Here is a 15,237-nt window from a genome sequence, read left to right on the forward strand (position 1 = left end):
ATGGCTAAGACGTTATATGAAAAGTTGTTTGATGCGCACGTTGTCTACGAGGCGCCAAACGAAACCCCGCTGCTGTACATTGACCGTCATCTGGTGCACGAAGTGACCTCACCTCAGGCCTTCGACGGACTGCGCGCGCACAAGCGCCCGGTTCGCCAGCCGGGTAAAACCTTCGCCACGATGGACCACAACGTCTCCACTCAGACCAAAGACATCAACGCGTCCGGCGAAATGGCGCGCATCCAGATGCAGGAACTGATCAAGAACTGCAACGAGTTTGGCGTTGAGCTGTACGATTTAAACCACCCGTATCAGGGTATCGTCCACGTTATGGGCCCTGAGCAGGGCATTACCCTGCCGGGCATGACCATCGTCTGCGGCGACTCTCATACCGCGACGCACGGCGCGTTTGGTGCCCTGGCGTTCGGGATTGGTACCTCTGAAGTTGAACACGTTCTGGCGACGCAGACCCTGAAACAGGGCCGTGCAAAAACCATGAAGATTGAGGTGAAAGGCAAGGCCGCGCCGGGCATTACCGCGAAAGATATCGTGCTGGCGATTATCGGCAAAACCGGCAGCGCAGGCGGCACCGGGCACGTTGTGGAATTTTGCGGTGACGCTATCCGGGCGCTGAGCATGGAGGGTCGTATGACCCTGTGCAACATGGCCATTGAAATGGGCGCCAAAGCGGGCCTGGTTGCGCCAGATGAAACCACCTTCAGCTATGTGAAGGGTCGTTTGCATGCCCCTAAAGATCGAGATTTTGTGGATGCCGTTGAGTACTGGAAAACCCTGAAAACGGACGACGGCGCCACCTTCGATACCGTGGTGACGCTGCAGGCGGAAGACATCGCGCCGCAGGTAACCTGGGGCACTAACCCGGGCCAGGTGATCTCCGTCAACGACAGCATTCCCGATCCGGCGTCCTTCGCCGATCCGGTCGAACGCGCCAGTGCGGAAAAAGCGCTGGCCTATATGGGGCTGAAGCCAGGCGTGCCGCTGACCGACGTAAACATTGATAAAGTGTTCATCGGTTCCTGCACCAACTCCCGTATCGAAGATTTACGCGCGGCGGCAGAGATTGCCAAAGGTCGCAAAGTGGCCCCGGGCGTGCAGGCGCTGGTAGTGCCGGGTTCCGGCCCGGTGAAAGCTCAGGCGGAAGCAGAAGGCCTGGATAAGATCTTTATTGAAGCGGGCTTCGAGTGGCGCTTGCCGGGCTGCTCCATGTGTCTGGCGATGAACAACGACCGCCTGAATCCGGGCGAGCGCTGCGCTTCTACCAGCAACCGTAACTTTGAGGGCCGCCAGGGCCGCGGTGGACGTACCCATCTGGTCAGCCCGGCTATGGCCGCCGCTGCGGCTGTCACCGGCCATTTCGCCGATATTCGCAGCCTGAAATAAGGAGACAATCATGGCAGAGAAATTTACCCAACATACGGGCCGGGTTGTCCCACTGGACGCCGCAAACGTCGATACTGACGCCATCATTCCTAAACAGTTTTTGCAGAAAGTGACCCGCACGGGCTTTGGTGCGCACCTGTTCAACGACTGGCGTTTCCTCGACGATAAGGGCGAAGTGCCCAACCCCGAGTTCGTCCTGAACTTCCCGGAATACGAAGGCGCATCCATTCTGCTGGCGCGGGAAAACTTTGGCTGCGGTTCATCCCGTGAGCATGCGCCATGGGCACTGACCGACTACGGCTTTAAGGTGGTAATCGCCCCGAGCTTTGCGGATATCTTCTACGGCAACAGCTTCAACAACCAGCTGCTGCCGGTGACGCTGAGCGACGAACAGGTGGATGAGCTGTTTGCGCTGGTGCAGGCGAATCCGGGCATGGCGTTTGAAGTGGATCTGGAAGCGGAAGTGGTAAAAGCAGGTGAAAAGACCTACAGCTTCAGCATTGACGCTTTCCGTCGCCACTGTATGCTGAACGGTCTGGACAGCATTGGCCTGACGCTGCAGCACGAAGACGCTATCTCCGCCTACGAGAAGCAACAGCCTGCGTTTATGGGCTAAAGGCAATGGCCCGCAGCATGCGGGCCATTGATAAGGGTGCGTTGAGGCGTAACCACGCTGAAGAGGCGGGGAAAACCCCGCCAATACCGCTAACGTTTTGCTTCGTAAGCCAACACTGCCGCCAGCTCCGTTTTCTCCTGTCTGAAATGCAGCTCACACAGCGAGTCGCGTACCATCCAGGTGAAGATCAACAGCGTTGAACAGATCAGAAACAAACCTAACAGCAGAGTACGTTTTGGCATTCCAGCCTCCTTATTGCTTTTCGGCAATGAAGAGACTAACCTCGCAATGATGGTTGTGAAGTTGGTCTCCCCATCAGTTTTTTTGATGTGGGACTCTCCACTGTTTGCCTCTTGCGAAAGCCTGAGGCAAACAGCCTCAGGCACCCGTCACGCACTCTATGCTCCTTCGCCGCACCTGTCAGAAAGTCATTTCATTTCGTGAAGCAGCCTTCCAGAATCAGACGTCTTTCACCCTGCACGTCAGGGCCAGCGTGACGACGGATATCGCCGCAATCATCCAGTAAACCGAGGCGTGGCCATAGCTTTGCGCCAGCGCGCCCTGAATCACACCCGCAAGAATGACGCCCGTCGAGATGCTGTTGGTAAAAAGCGTGGTCGCAGAGCCCGCACGGCCGGGCATTAAATCCTGGAACCAGAGCATGCCGATCCCGGCGACAATCCCGATGAAAACGGCGTTAAACAGCTGAAGCGCCAGTAACGCCTCACGGGAATGGAAAAGGAGTAGCCCCGCGTAGAACAGCACGCCGGCCGCCACGGCGACAATCATCATCCGGCGCTTTCCGAAACGCTTAACGTAATACCCCGCCAGAATCATCGCCGGGATTTCCAGCCCGGCGGCGGTCCCCATTAAGATCCCGGCGAGCTTGTCCGGCAGGCCCAGAACGCTACTGATCCACAGCGGCATATCGATGATATACATGGTGTTGCAGGTCCACATCAGCGTGGAAGCAATAAACAGCATGCGGACGTTTTTATCCTGCCAGCCGCTCACCTGGGTTAACGGTTTATCCGTCGTTTGCTCAACCCGGGCAACAGACGGCAGCGCAAAAGCAATCAGCGCCAGGCTAACGGCAAAAATCCCCGCCGCGATGGAAAACATGGCGGTGAAGCCATAGTTTAGCGCCAGCATGAACGCCAGCGGCGGGCCGATAACCCAGGCGAGGGAGAGCTGGGCACGCATCACCGAGCTGAACATCACCACTTCACGCGCCGAGTTATCGGCATATTCCCGGGCCAGCGCGAACAGCTGCGGCATGGCGGTGTTGGCCAGCGAGGCAAGCAGTACGCCGCAGGTAATTAGCGTCAGGTAATGGCGGTTGAAGGCAAAGAGCAGCGCGTTGCCCACGGCCATGGTGCAGCAAAAGAGGATCAATTTGCGGCGATCGCCCCGGCTGTCGGATCGTTTCGCCAGCCACAGGCTGACCAGGATCCCGGCGATAGCGTTGACGGTATAAAACAGGCCGACCCAAAACGGCTGCGCGCCCACCTCACGGCTGAGAAACAGGCTCAGCGTCGGTGCCTGAAGCGCGCCGGCTACGCCCATCATGAAGGCCACCAGCATAAAAGCGGCATACACGCCGTTCAGGCGTCGCCCCATCGTCATCAACCAGAGCATGCGCAAATCCTTATGAAAGCGAATCGAAATTGGGTGAAATAGTAAACGAAAAAAGCCAGCAAAAACATTTTGCTGGCGGGTGATTAGCACCAATACTCAGTCACACATGATCGAGGCGAGTTAGCGAGAAGAGGTCGGTTTCGTAACGTCCCACTGCATCAGATCTTCCAGTATTCTCAGCCGCTGCTCTGCGCACTGGCGGGCCAGCCAGGACACTCCTTTTGTCGCTGAAAAATAGTGCTGATAAAACTGACGTGCGGTAGACCTCTTCATAATTTACCTCCTCGCTTCATCGGGAAGAATTATTGGCTTAATATAGGGATTAATAAATTGCTGATTTTTTGTCAGGAGTTCCCCTTTTATGCCGTCTGGTCGTCTGCAACAACAATTTATCCGCCTGTGGCAGTGCTGCGAGGGGCAATCGCAGGAGACCACGCTGAACGAGCTGGCAGAACTCCTCAACTGCTCTCGCCGCCACATGCGTACGCTGCTTAATACCATGCAGCAGCAGGGCTGGCTTAACTGGGAGGCCGAGGCCGGTCGCGGCAAGCGTTCACGCCTTACCTTCCTCTATACCGGGCTGGCGCTGCAGCAACAGCGGGCGGAGGATCTGCTGGAGCAGGACCGCATCGATCAGCTGGTACAGCTGGTGGGCGACAAGGCCGCCGTGCGCCAGATGCTGGTCTCGCATCTTGGGCGCAGCTTTCGCCAGGGGCGCCATATTCTGCGGGTGCTCTACTACCGTCCGATGAAAAATCTGCTGCCCGGCACGGCGCTGCGCCGCTCTGAAACCCACATGGCCCGGCAGATATTCAGCGGCCTGACGAAAATAAATGAGGAAAATGGGGAACTGGAAGCGGATATTGCCCACCACTGGCAGCAGCTGTCCCCGCTGCACTGGCGCTTCTTTTTACGCCCCGGGATCCACTTCCACCACGGACGCGAGCTGGAGATGCGTGACGTCATCGGCTCCCTGGAGCGAGCCCGCACGCTCCCGCTCTATTCGCATATCGCGCGGATCCACTCCCCGACGGCCTGGACGCTGGACATTGAGCTGTCGCAGCCGGACAAATGGCTTCCGTGGCTGCTGGGCTATGTGCCCTCGATGATCCTGCCCGGCGAGTGGGGATCGCTCAACAATTTTGCCAGCCTGCCGATTGGTACGGGCCCCTACTCCGTTTCGCGCAATAACAATAATCAGCTCAAGATCCGCGCCTTTGATGACTATTTTGGCTATCGGGCGCTGATCGACGAAGTTAACGTCTGGGTATTACCTGATCTTAACGAGGAGCTGAGCGCAGGCCTGACGCTGGAAGGGCCAACAACAAGCGAAAAGGCTTTCGAAAGTCGCCTGGAAGAGGGGTGTTATTACCTGCTCTTTGATAGCCGCAGCCATCGCGGCGCAAACCACGACGTTCGCAAGTGGATCAGCCATATTCTTGCCCCTGCTAACCTGATTTATCATGCAGAGGAGCAATACCAGACGTGGTGGTTCCCGGCCTATGGCCTGCTCCCGCGCTGGCACCATGCTCAGCCGGTGCGCAGTGAAAAACCTGCCGGGCTTGAGACTATCACCCTCAGCTACTACCGCGATCACATTGAGCACCGGTTTATCGCAAGGATCATGAGTAAGCTGCTGGCGGCCGAGGGCGTGACGCTGGCGATACAGGAAGTGGACTATGATGAATGGCACCGCGGTGACGTCGTCAGCGATATCTGGCTTAACAGCGCAAACTTCACGCTGCCGCTTGATTTCTCACTCTTTTCTCACCTGTATGAAGTGCCGCTCATTCAGCACTGCATCAACCGGGACTGGCAGCAGGACGCCGCGCGGTGGCGGGCAGGAGAAATGGATCTGGCCGCCTGGTGTCAGGAGCTGCTGGCCGGGCAGACGATCGTACCGCTGATCCACCACTGGCTGCTGATCCAGGGGCAGCGCAGCATGCGCGGCCTGCGGATGAATACCCTGGGCTGGTTTGATTTTAAATCCGCCTGGTTTGCGCCGCCGGAGCCATAACGCTTTCGTAATATTCACCAAATCATTACAATAGCGCCGTTCTCAACGGGGTGCTGCATCACTGATGTGCGCTGAGATAATACCCGTCGAACCTGATCCGGATAACGCCGGCGAAGGGATTTGAGGCTGTCTCTCAAAATCCTTTGCCACTCAACCCTGAGGTGCAAAGTGTTAAAAAACGTTCTTCCTCTGCTGGCGCTGTTTGCGCTGCCTGTTTTTGCCAAGCCCGTGCTCACGGTTTACACCTATGACTCTTTCTCCGCCGACTGGGGCCCCGGCCCGGCGGTTAAAAAAGCCTTTGAGGCCGACTGCGGCTGCGAGCTGAAGTTCGTGGCGCTGGAAGATGGCGTGTCGCTGCTTAACCGTCTGCGCATGGAAGGGAAAAACAGCAAAGCCGACGTGGTGCTCGGGCTGGATAACAACCTGCTGGAAGCCGCCACGCAAACCCGATTGTTTGCTAAAAGCGGCGTTGCGGCAGAGGCCGTTAAGGTGCCTGGCGGCTGGAAAAACGACACCTTCGTTCCCTTTGATTACGGCTACTTTGCTTTCGTCTACGACAAAAACAAGCTGAAAAACCCGCCGAAAAGCCTGAAAGAGCTGGTCGAAAGCGACCAGAAATGGCGCGTAATTTATGAAGATCCGCGTACCAGCACTCCGGGCCTTGGCCTGCTGCTGTGGATGCAAAAGGTCTACGGGGATAAAACCGCAGAAGCGTGGCAGAAGCTGGCCGCCAAAACCGTGACCGTCACCAAAGGCTGGAGCGAGGCCTACGGCCTGTTCCTGAAAGGGGAAAGCGATCTTGTACTGAGCTACACCACCTCCCCGGCCTACCACATTATTGCCGAGAAGAAAGACAATTACGCTGCCGCGAACTTTGCTGAAGGGCATTATCTGCAGGTGGAAGTGGCGGCGCGCACCGCCGCCAGCAAACAGCCGGAGCTGGCCGAAAAATTCCTGAAATTTATGGTTTCACCGGCATTCCAGAACGCCATTCCGACAGGCAACTGGATGTACCCGGTGACTGACGTTGCGCTGCCGCCGGGCTTTGAGCAGCTGAGCAAACCGCAAACCTCGCTGGAGTTTACGCCGCAGCAGGTTGCTGCCCAGCGCGCCGCATGGATAAGTGAATGGCAACGCGCCGTCAGCCGCTGATCCCCGGCTGGTTACTCCCGGGGCTGCTCGCCGCCATGCTGATGGTGGCGGTCAGCCTGGGCGCATTCCTTGCGCTGTGGTTTAACGCGCCGGAGAGCGATCTGCTCGCGCTCTGGCACGACGGCTATCTCTGGCACGTTATCCGCTTCTCCTTCTGGCAGGCGTTTCTCTCCGCGCTGCTGTCGACGATCCCGGCAATTTTTCTCGCGCGCGCCCTGTATCGGCGGCGTTTTCCCGGCAGGCAGGCCCTGCTGCGCCTGTGCGCCATGACGCTGATCCTTCCCGTGCTGGTCGCGGTGTTTGGCATCCTGAGCGTTTACGGCAGGCAGGGCTGGCTGGCATCCCTGTTCAGCCTGCTTGGCCTGGAGTGGACCTTCTCTCCCTACGGGCTGCAGGGTATTCTGCTGGCGCACGTTTTCTTCAACATGCCGATGGCAACGCGCCTCTTTTTGCAGGCCCTGGAAAACATTCCCGGCGAGCAGCGCCAGATTGCCGCCCAGCTCGGCATGCGCGGCTGGTCGTTCTTCCGCTTTGTCGAATGGCCCTGGCTTCGACGCCAGATTGCCCCGGTTGCCGCGCTGATCTTTATGCTCTGCTTCGCCAGCTTTGCGACCGTGCTCTCTCTCGGCGGCGGGCCGCAGGCCACCACGATTGAGCTGGCTATCTATCAGGCGTTAAGTTACGACTACGATCCTGGCCGCGCCGCGCTGCTGGCCCTCGTACAGATGATTTGCTGTCTGGCGCTGGTGTTATTGAGCCAGCGTCTGAGCAAAGCGATCCCCGCAGGAAGCAATAACATTACCGGCTGGCGCGATCCGCAGGACAGCCTGCACAGCCGCCTCACGGATGTAATGCTGATCGCACTGGCCCTCCTGCTTCTGCTCCCGCCGCTGCTGGCCGTCATCGCTGATGGGCTGAATAGCAATGTGCTGTCGGTATTGCAACAGCCTGTCCTGTGGCAGGCTACGTGGACCTCGTTGCGCATCGCGCTGGCAGCCGGGCTGGTCTGCGTGCTCCTGACCATGATGCTGCTCTGGAGCAGCCGCGAGCTTTATGCGCGCCACGCCCGCAAGGCCGGACACGCGCTGGAGCTGACGGGCATGCTGATTCTGGCAATGCCCGGCATCGTGCTGGCGACCGGTTTCTTTTTACTGTTTAACAGCACCATCGGCCTGCCGGAAAGCGCCGACGGGATCGTTATCTTTACCAACGCCCTCATGGCTATCCCATATGCGCTTAAGGTACTGGAAAACCCGATGCGGGATGTGAACAGCCGGTATAGCGTCCTGTGTCAGTCCCTTGGGATAGCGGGCTGGCGGCGTTTGAAGGTGGTCGAGCTACGCGCCCTGAAGCGCCCGCTCGCCCAGGCGCTGGCCTTCGCCTGCGTGCTGTCGATTGGCGATTTTGGCGCAGTGGCCCTCTTTGGCAACGAAGATTTCCGCACGCTGCCGTTCTGGCTTTATCAGCAAATTGGCTCTTACCGCAGCCAGGACGGTGCCGTCACGGCGCTGCTGCTGCTGATCCTGTGCTTTGCCTTATTTACCGTTATCGAAAAACTTCCGGGGCGTGATGCTAAAACTGACTGATGTAACCTGGCTTTACGAGCACCTGCCTATGCGCTTTACCCTCTCCGTTCGCCAGGGTGAGCGAATTGCGGTGCTTGGCCCAAGCGGCGCCGGAAAAAGTACCCTGCTCAATTTAATTGCCGGTTTCTTGCAGCCTGCCAGCGGATCGATAGCGATCGATAATCGTGATTTTACCCACGCCCCTCCGGCTAAACGTCCGGTGTCGATGCTGTTTCAGGAAAACAACCTGTTCAATCACCTCACGGTGTGGCAGAACATCGCGCTGGGGATGGATCCGGGGCTGAAGCTCAATACCGCGCAGCGGCAGAAGCTGGGAGCAATCGCTGAACAAATGGGCCTGTCCGCGCTTGTCGACAGGCTGCCCGGCGAACTCTCCGGCGGCCAGCGCCAGCGGGTGGCGCTGGCGCGTTGCCTGGTGCGCGAACGGCCGCTGCTGCTGCTCGACGAACCTTTCTCTGCGCTCGACCCGGCCCTGCGCCAGGAGATGCTCTCGCTGGTGGAGGAGGTTTGCCAGCGCCAGCAGATCGCGATGCTGATGGTCTCGCACAGCATTGAGGATGCCGCGCGCATCGCGCCGCGATCGGTGGTGATCGCGGAGGGGCGAATACTCTGGGATGGCAAAACGGAAGAGCTTCTTAGCGGGAAGGCTGGGGCGTCTTCACTGCTGGGCATTTCTGCGGTCTGATACCCTCTCCCCGTGGGAGAGGGAAAACACGCTAACGGCTCACCACCTTCAACAGGATCTCGCCGTACACCGGCATCAGCGGATGGCGAATCAATACCACCAGCGCCACCACCGCAACGCCCAGCGTCAGCGGCGCCAGCCACATCAGGCGAGCGCGCGGGAGATAGCGCGTCAGGCGATCGACGCTGGCTTTTGCGCTGCGCCACAGCCGCCAGCAGAGCCAGGCCGCCAGCCAGAGCAGCACCGCCGTTGCCAGCAGCAGCCACTTAAACTCACCGCTTTGCATACCGTCAGGAATATCAATGGCCGCGCCCGCGAGGATCCCCGGCAGGAAGTAGAACGGCGGCCAGAAGACGCAGCCGATGATGTTCGGCACCACGAATTTCGCGACGGGCAGATCCAGCATGCCGGCAACCATCGGCACCAGCGGACGCGTTGGCCCGACAAAACGCCCCACGAGGATAGTAAACACGCTGTGCTGGTGCAGGGCGTGCTCGGTCTTATCCAGCAGCGCTTTGTGTTTTTTCAAAAACGACCAGCGGTGGAGCGGCTTCTTAAAGCGCCAGCCCAGCCAGAAGGAGATCCAGTCCCCCAGAAAACAGCCGATCGTACCGGCCAGCCACGCCTGCCAGAAATTGACCTCACCGCTGCCAATCAGCGCTCCAAGTCCCGCCATCAGTACGGTGCCGGGCAGGATCAGCCCGACCAGCGCCAGCGATTCGAGAAACGCCACCAGCGCCACCGCGATGAGCGAATACATAACGGACTGGGTAATAAAATGTTCCAGCAATGCCTGCATAACTATTCCGGTCAGAAAACGAATCAGCGATTCTGCTTAGCGCCCTGCACCGCGTCAAGGCAACAATTGTCTGAATAGTTTACAGGGTGCTTTCTGAGTTCACCTGTATGTTTAGCTTTTTTTACCGATTATTCACATCCAGCGCGAAATTCACTGGGGCTGGCGCCGGTGCATTTTTTAAATACGCGGGAAAAATAGAGCTGATCTTCAAAGCCCACGTTGCGCCCAACGGTAGCAATAGGCATTCGGGTAGTGCTGAGCAGCAGTTTCGCCTGGCTGATGCGCTGATCCTCACGCCAGCTCAGCACGCTGACGCCAAGCTGCTGGCGAAACAGATGCGACAGGCGTGACGGCGACAGGCAGACGTGCTGGGCGACGCTGGCGATATCAAACTGGCTGTCGGCCAGGTGATCGCTGATGTACTGACAGGCGTCACGCACGCGGTTGTCCAGCGGCGGGTTAAGCGACTCGTTGATGGCCTCCATGCGCCGCAGCAGCACCTGCTCCAGCAGGTTAATGGCCAGCAGTTCGGCATAGCGCCCGCCCGCCTGCCCCGCCTCTATAATCTGCGCGAAAAGTTCACGGAACTGTGCCAGATGCGCTTCATCCGGACGATAAAAGCCGGTATGGGCGAAAATGGCCGGCCACGACAGCCACTCCTGCCAGTAGGCGCGCGGACGGAAATAGACCCACTGGTGATACCACTCTTTGGCGTCCGGGTGTCGGCCGTAGTGGTGGATCTCCCCAGGCGGGAACAGCAGCATATCGCCGGGACGGCAGACGAATTGCCGATCGCCGTTTTTGATCACCCCCTCCCCGCGTACGGTAAGGTTCAAAATATACCCTTTCATGCCGAGCGGTCGATCGACGTAAAAATCGAGATAACCCTCGGCCTCAATTGGCGTCAGCCCCGCCACCAGATGGGCGTTAAATGAGTAGCCCGGCAGTAAGGGATCGTTTTGCGGTTCGGCCATAGATTCAGTTCTCCCAAGGGTCCTGAAGGAAACCAATTGTCCATATCGTTAAAAGCAGTATAAAAAGGGGCCGCGAAAAGATCCAAAAAGCATCACGCTTCTTTTACGTCCGCCATGTTTCAGCCTTTTCCCCTGATTTATCTGCCGACAGGGGCAGATAAGCAGTAACAAAAGTGTCTATAAGTACGGCAGAAATGTCCACATTGAATATTTGCACGGCGTCACACTTTCCGTTGCTACAGCAATTTTATCCATAAGATTAGCGGATCCTGCCTGACGATTTTTGTCCCCAGTCTCTAATGTTCTTCCATACCTGTTTTCTGGATGGAGCAACACCATGGCAATTGCAATTGGCCTCGATTTTGGCAGCGACTCGGTTCGCGCGCTGGCAGTGGACTGTACGACTGGCCAGGAGATAGCAACCAGCGTTGAGTGGTACCCGCGCTGGCAAGAGGGGCGCTACTGCGATGCGCCGAATAACCAGTTCCGCCACCACCCGCGTGATTACATTGAATCTATGGAAGCGGCGATGAAAGCCGTGCTAGCTGAACTGACGGATGCCCAGCGGGCCGACGTGGTGGGGATTGGCGTCGACAGCACCGGTTCAACGCCGGCCCCGGTTGATGCCGAAGGCCGCGTGCTGGCGCTGCGCCCGGAGTTTGCCGACAACCCGAACGCCATGTTCGTGCTGTGGAAAGACCATACCGCCGTGGAAGAGGCGGAAGCCATCACCCGCCTGTGCCATCAGCCAGGCCACACCGACTACTCCCGCTACATCGGTGGGATTTACTCCAGCGAATGGTTCTGGGCCAAGATCCTTCACGTTACCCGCGCGGACGCTTCGGTTGCGCAGGCGGCGGCATCATGGATTGAGCTGTGCGACTGGGTGCCGGCCCTGCTCTCCGGCACCACGCGCCCGCAGGATATCCGCCGCGGCCGCTGCAGCGCCGGGCATAAATCCCTGTGGCATGAAAGCTGGGGCGGCCTGCCTCCGGCAGCGTTCTTCGACGAGCTCGACCCGATTATCAACAAGAACCTGACATATCCGCTGTTTACCGACACCTTCACCGCCGATATTCCGGTCGGCACGCTCTGCGAAGAGTGGGCAAAGCGTCTCGGCCTGCCGCAAAACGTGGCGATCTCCGGCGGCGCGTTTGACTGTCACATGGGCGCCGTGGGCGCGGGTGCGCAGCCCAATACGCTGGTGAAAGTGATCGGCACCTCTACATGCGACATTCTGACGGCGGACAAAACGACCGTTGGCGACCGCGCGGTGAAGGGCATCTGCGGCCAGGTTGACGGCAGCGTGGTGCCGGACTTCATCGGCCTCGAAGCCGGTCAGTCCGCTTTCGGCGACATCTACGCCTGGTTTGGCCGCGTGCTCGGCTGGCCGCTGGATCGCCTGGCGGCGGCGCATCCCGAGCTGAAAACCCAGATTGACGAGAGCAAAAAACAGCTTCTGCCGCAGCTCACGGAGGCCTGGGCAAAAAATCCGTCTCTCGACCATCTGCCGGTGGTGCTGGACTGGTTTAACGGTCGCCGCACGCCGTTTGCGAACCAGCGTCTGAAAGGGGTGATTACCGACCTCAACCTGGCGACCGACGCGCCGGCGCTGTTTGGTGGCCTGATTGCAGCTACCGCATTCGGGGCGCGCGCCATCATGGAGTGCTTCACCGAACAGGGCATCGACGTGAACAACGTGATGGCTCTGGGCGGTATCGCCCGTAAAAATCCGGTGATCATGCAGGCCTGCTGCGACGTGCTCAACCGTCCGCTGCAGATTGTGGCCTCCGATCAGTGCTGTGCGCTGGGCGCAGCGATTTTCGCGGCCGTAGCCGCAGGCGTTCATGCCGATATTCCGACCGCGCAACGGCATATGGCGAGCGCCGTCGAAACCACGCTCCAGCCGCGTGCCGGGCAGGCACAACGCTTCGAACAGCTTTATCAGCGCTACCAGCAATGGGCAAAAAGCGCCGAACTTCACTATCTCCCTGTCGCCGCCCCGGCCAAACGCACCGCGGACACTACGGCAACCCTGACCCATTAAGGACACGATGATGACCATTTTTAATAATTATGAAGTGTGGTTTGTGATTGGCAGCCAGCATCTGTACGGACCGGAAGCGCTACAGCAGGTGACGAAACACGCGGAGCACGTGGTTAACGCCATGAACGCCGAAGCCAAACTGCCGTGCAAACTGGTGTTAAAGCCGCTGGGGACCACCCCGGATGAAATCACCAACATCTGCCGTGACGCCAACTACGACAACAAATGCGCCGGTCTGGTGGTGTGGCTTCACACCTTCTCACCGGCCAAAATGTGGATCAACGGCCTGGCCACCCTCAACAAGCCGCTGCTGCAGTTCCACACCCAGTTCAACGCCTCCCTGCCGTGGGACAGCATCGACATGGACTTCATGAACCTGAACCAGACCGCGCACGGCGGCCGCGAATTCGGCTTCATCGGCGCGCGTATGCGTCAGCAGCATGCCGTCGTGACCGGCCACTGGCAGGACGGTCAGGCGCAGCAGCGTATCGGCGCGTGGATGCGTCAGGCGGTCTCTAAGCAGGATACCCGTCACCTTAAAGTGGTGCGTTTCGGCGACAACATGCGTGAAGTTGCCGTAACCGACGGCGACAAAGTGGCCGCGCAGATTAAGTTCGGCTTCTCCGTGAATACCTGGGCGGTGGGCGACCTGGTGCAGGTGGTGAATGACATCAGCGATGGCGACGTGAACGCGCTGGTGGACGAATACGAAAGCAGCTACCGCCTGACGCCTGCGGCACAAATCAACGGCGACAAGCGCCAGAACGTGCTGGACGCGGCGCGCATTGAGCTGGGCATGAAGCGCTTCCTGGAACAGGGCGGCTTCCACGCCTTTACCACAACCTTTGAAGATCTCCACGGCCTGAAGCAGCTACCGGGCCTGGCGGTACAACGCCTGATGCAGCAGGGCTACGGCTTTGCGGGCGAAGGCGACTGGAAAACTGCCGCTCTGCTTCGCATCATGAAGGTGATGTCGACCGGTCTGCAGGGCGGCACCTCCTTTATGGAGGACTATACCTACCACTTCGAGAACGGTAACGATCTGGTGCTCGGCTCGCACATGCTGGAAGTGTGCCCCTCCATCGCGGTTGAAGAGAAGCCGATCCTCGACGTACAGCACCTCGGCATCGGCGGCAAGGCGGACCCGGCTCGTCTGATCTTCAACACCCGTACCGGCCCGGCCATCAACGCCAGCCTGATCGACCTCGGCGATCGTTTCCGCCTGCTGGTGAACTGCGTCGATGCGGTTGAAACCCCGCACTCCCTGCCAAAACTGCCGGTCGCGAACGCCCTGTGGAAAGCACAGCCTGACCTGCCAACCGCGTCAGAAGCGTGGATCGTGGCGGGCGGCGCGCACCACACCGTCTTCAGCCACGCGCTGGATCTTAACGACATGCGTCAGTTCGCCGAGCTGCACGATATCGAGCTGACCGTTATCGATAACGATACCCGCCTGCCTGCCTTTAAGGACGCGCTGCGCTGGAACGAAGTCTATTACGGTTCAAAACGTTAAGTACGGAGAGCCCGGCGGCGCAGCGCTTGCCGGGCCTGGAGACAGCAATGCTAGAAGATCTTAAACGTCAGGTTCTCGAAGCCAACCTGGCGCTGCCAAAACATAACCTGGTGACGCTTACCTGGGGGAACGTCAGCGCCGTCGATCGCGAAAAAGGCGTGTTCGTGATCAAGCCTTCGGGCGTGGATTACACGGTGATGACCGCGGAAGATATGGTGGTGGTCAGCATCGAAACGGGCGAAGTGGTTGAAGGCAACAAAAAGCCCTCCTCCGATACGCCCACGCATCGCCTGCTGTACCAGTCATTCCCGACCATCGGCGGCATCGTGCATACCCATTCGCGTCACGCCACCATCTGGGCGCAGGCCGGCCAGTCCATTCCGGCTACCGGCACCACCCACGCGGACTACTTTTACGGCACCATTCCGTGCACGCGGCTGATGACCGACGCGGAGATCGGCGGTGAGTACGAATGGGAAACCGGCAACGTGATTGTCGAAACCTTCGAAAAACAGGGTATCGACGCGGCGCAAATGCCCGGCGTGCTGGTGCACTCCCACGGCCCGTTTGCCTGGGGCAAAAACGCGGAAGATGCGGTACATAACGCGATTGTGCTGGAAGAGGTCGCCTATATGGGGATCTTCTGTCGCCAGCTGGCGCCGCAGCTGCCGGATATGCAGCAGACCCTGCTGGATAAACACTACCTGCGCAAGCACGGCGCGAAGGCCTATTACGGGCAATAAACTGTATATAAACCCAGCATAAAAACGTTAACCAGGCTATAATCAGGCCTGGTTTGTTTTATGGGA

Annotated in this window: 14 protein-coding genes and 1 riboswitch; of the genes, 9 read left to right on the top strand and 5 right to left on the bottom strand. The window is 58.8% G+C overall.

Annotated elements, in window-relative coordinates:
• Positions 1 to 1,401, top strand: a complete 1,401-nt coding sequence (gene leuC / locus IM304_RS05925) for a 3-isopropylmalate dehydratase large subunit (RefSeq protein WP_148420067.1) — start codon at positions 1 to 3, stop codon at positions 1,399 to 1,401.
• A 10-nt stretch (positions 1,402 to 1,411) separates the two neighbouring features.
• Positions 1,412 to 2,017 (top strand): 3-isopropylmalate dehydratase small subunit, encoded by a 606-nt coding sequence (gene leuD, locus IM304_RS05930; RefSeq protein WP_176608715.1) that lies wholly within the window; start codon positions 1,412 to 1,414, stop codon positions 2,015 to 2,017.
• Positions 2,018 to 2,106: 89 nt separating this feature from the next.
• Here leuD and IM304_RS05935 read toward each other — a convergent pair whose 3' ends face one another.
• The 3 genes from IM304_RS05935 to sgrT all read right to left on the bottom strand — a co-directional run bounded on the left by IM304_RS05935 (position 2,107) and on the right by sgrT (position 3,928).
• Complete coding sequence (locus IM304_RS05935; protein ID WP_063867447.1) at positions 2,107 to 2,259, bottom strand: Hok/Gef family protein; 153 nt, start codon at positions 2,257 to 2,259, stop codon at positions 2,107 to 2,109.
• Between the two features lie 217 nt (positions 2,260 to 2,476).
• Entirely contained in the window at positions 2,477 to 3,655 is a 1,179-nt protein-coding gene (locus IM304_RS05940; protein WP_193354743.1) for a sugar efflux transporter, read from the bottom strand.
• A 120-nt stretch (positions 3,656 to 3,775) separates the two neighbouring features.
• Positions 3,776 to 3,928, bottom strand: a complete 153-nt coding sequence (gene sgrT / locus IM304_RS05945; RefSeq protein WP_003856388.1) for a glucose uptake inhibitor SgrT — start codon at positions 3,926 to 3,928, stop codon at positions 3,776 to 3,778.
• A gap of 88 nt (positions 3,929 to 4,016) precedes the next feature.
• Between sgrT and sgrR the strand changes: the two genes are divergently transcribed.
• From sgrR to thiQ, 4 genes are all read left to right on the top strand, one after another.
• The gene (sgrR, locus tag IM304_RS05950) at positions 4,017 to 5,672 is read left to right on the top strand and encodes an HTH-type transcriptional regulator SgrR (RefSeq protein WP_148420065.1); all 1,656 of its coding nucleotides are present in this window, start codon (positions 4,017 to 4,019) and stop codon (positions 5,670 to 5,672) included.
• 36 nt (positions 5,673 to 5,708) lie between these two features.
• Positions 5,709 to 5,809: riboswitch (TPP riboswitch) on the top strand.
• A 31-nt stretch (positions 5,810 to 5,840) separates the two neighbouring features.
• The gene (gene thiB, locus IM304_RS05955; RefSeq protein ID WP_193354744.1) at positions 5,841 to 6,824 is read left to right on the top strand and encodes a thiamine ABC transporter substrate binding subunit; all 984 of its coding nucleotides are present in this window, start codon (positions 5,841 to 5,843) and stop codon (positions 6,822 to 6,824) included.
• Positions 6,800 to 8,410, top strand: coding sequence for a thiamine/thiamine pyrophosphate ABC transporter permease ThiP (gene thiP / locus IM304_RS05960; RefSeq protein WP_193354745.1), 1,611 nt, complete (start codon positions 6,800 to 6,802; stop codon positions 8,408 to 8,410). The genes thiB and thiP overlap by 25 nt, the downstream gene beginning before the upstream one ends.
• Positions 8,394 to 9,095 carry a thiamine ABC transporter ATP-binding protein ThiQ gene (gene thiQ / locus IM304_RS05965; RefSeq protein WP_193354746.1) on the top strand — a complete coding sequence of 234 codons (702 nt, stop codon included), beginning with the start codon at positions 8,394 to 8,396 and terminating at the stop codon, positions 9,093 to 9,095. The genes thiP and thiQ overlap by 17 nt, the downstream gene beginning before the upstream one ends.
• Before the next feature lie 31 nt (positions 9,096 to 9,126).
• Here the strand turns inward: thiQ and IM304_RS05970 are convergent, their stop codons facing one another.
• Both IM304_RS05970 and araC read right to left on the bottom strand, forming a co-directional pair.
• Positions 9,127 to 9,894, bottom strand: coding sequence for a DedA family protein (locus tag IM304_RS05970; RefSeq protein ID WP_193354747.1), 768 nt, complete (start codon positions 9,892 to 9,894; stop codon positions 9,127 to 9,129).
• A 128-nt stretch (positions 9,895 to 10,022) separates the two neighbouring features.
• Positions 10,023 to 10,868, bottom strand: coding sequence for an arabinose operon transcriptional regulator AraC (araC, locus tag IM304_RS05975; protein ID WP_176608722.1), 846 nt, complete (start codon positions 10,866 to 10,868; stop codon positions 10,023 to 10,025).
• A gap of 337 nt (positions 10,869 to 11,205) precedes the next feature.
• On the opposite strand from araC, the gene araB reads away from it, so the two are divergent.
• The 3 genes from araB to araD are packed head-to-tail and all read left to right on the top strand — an operon-like array spanning position 11,206 to position 15,171.
• Positions 11,206 to 12,915 carry a ribulokinase gene (araB, locus tag IM304_RS05980; RefSeq protein WP_193354748.1) on the top strand — a complete coding sequence of 570 codons (1,710 nt, stop codon included), beginning with the start codon at positions 11,206 to 11,208 and terminating at the stop codon, positions 12,913 to 12,915.
• Positions 12,916 to 12,925: 10 nt separating this feature from the next.
• Positions 12,926 to 14,428, top strand: a complete 1,503-nt coding sequence (araA, locus tag IM304_RS05985) for an L-arabinose isomerase (RefSeq protein WP_193354890.1) — start codon at positions 12,926 to 12,928, stop codon at positions 14,426 to 14,428.
• Positions 14,429 to 14,475: 47 nt separating this feature from the next.
• A complete protein-coding gene (araD, locus tag IM304_RS05990; RefSeq protein WP_148420058.1) occupies positions 14,476 to 15,171 on the top strand; it encodes an L-ribulose-5-phosphate 4-epimerase in 696 nt (231 codons plus the stop codon).
• Positions 15,172 to 15,237: the final 66 nt, after the last annotated feature.

Source organism: Enterobacter cloacae complex sp. P40C2 (assembly GCF_014930695.1).
In the GTDB taxonomy this organism is placed as follows: domain Bacteria; phylum Pseudomonadota; class Gammaproteobacteria; order Enterobacterales; family Enterobacteriaceae; genus Enterobacter; species Enterobacter pasteurii.

What these genes read in the sequence shown, in the direction of transcription:
- leuC (WP_148420067.1), top strand. Translation starts at nt 1, where the DNA reads ATGGCTAAGACGTTATATGAAAAGTTGTTTGATGCGCACGTTGTCTAC.
- leuD (WP_176608715.1), top strand. Translation starts at nt 1,412, where the DNA reads ATGGCAGAGAAATTTACCCAACATACGGGCCGGGTTGTCCCACTGGAC.
- IM304_RS05935 (WP_063867447.1), bottom strand. Translation starts at nt 2,259, where the DNA reads ATGCCAAAACGTACTCTGCTGTTAGGTTTGTTTCTGATCTGTTCAACG.
- IM304_RS05940 (WP_193354743.1), bottom strand. Translation starts at nt 3,655, where the DNA reads ATGCTCTGGTTGATGACGATGGGGCGACGCCTGAACGGCGTGTATGCC.
- sgrT (WP_003856388.1), bottom strand. Translation starts at nt 3,928, where the DNA reads ATGAAGAGGTCTACCGCACGTCAGTTTTATCAGCACTATTTTTCAGCG.
- sgrR (WP_148420065.1), top strand. Translation starts at nt 4,017, where the DNA reads ATGCCGTCTGGTCGTCTGCAACAACAATTTATCCGCCTGTGGCAGTGC.
- thiP (WP_193354745.1), top strand. Translation starts at nt 6,800, where the DNA reads ATGGCAACGCGCCGTCAGCCGCTGATCCCCGGCTGGTTACTCCCGGGG.
- thiQ (WP_193354746.1), top strand. Translation starts at nt 8,394, where the DNA reads ATGCTAAAACTGACTGATGTAACCTGGCTTTACGAGCACCTGCCTATG.
- IM304_RS05970 (WP_193354747.1), bottom strand. Translation starts at nt 9,894, where the DNA reads ATGCAGGCATTGCTGGAACATTTTATTACCCAGTCCGTTATGTATTCG.
- araC (WP_176608722.1), bottom strand. Translation starts at nt 10,868, where the DNA reads ATGGCCGAACCGCAAAACGATCCCTTACTGCCGGGCTACTCATTTAAC.
- araB (WP_193354748.1), top strand. Translation starts at nt 11,206, where the DNA reads ATGGCAATTGCAATTGGCCTCGATTTTGGCAGCGACTCGGTTCGCGCG.
- araA (WP_193354890.1), top strand. Translation starts at nt 12,926, where the DNA reads ATGACCATTTTTAATAATTATGAAGTGTGGTTTGTGATTGGCAGCCAG.
- araD (WP_148420058.1), top strand. Translation starts at nt 14,476, where the DNA reads ATGCTAGAAGATCTTAAACGTCAGGTTCTCGAAGCCAACCTGGCGCTG.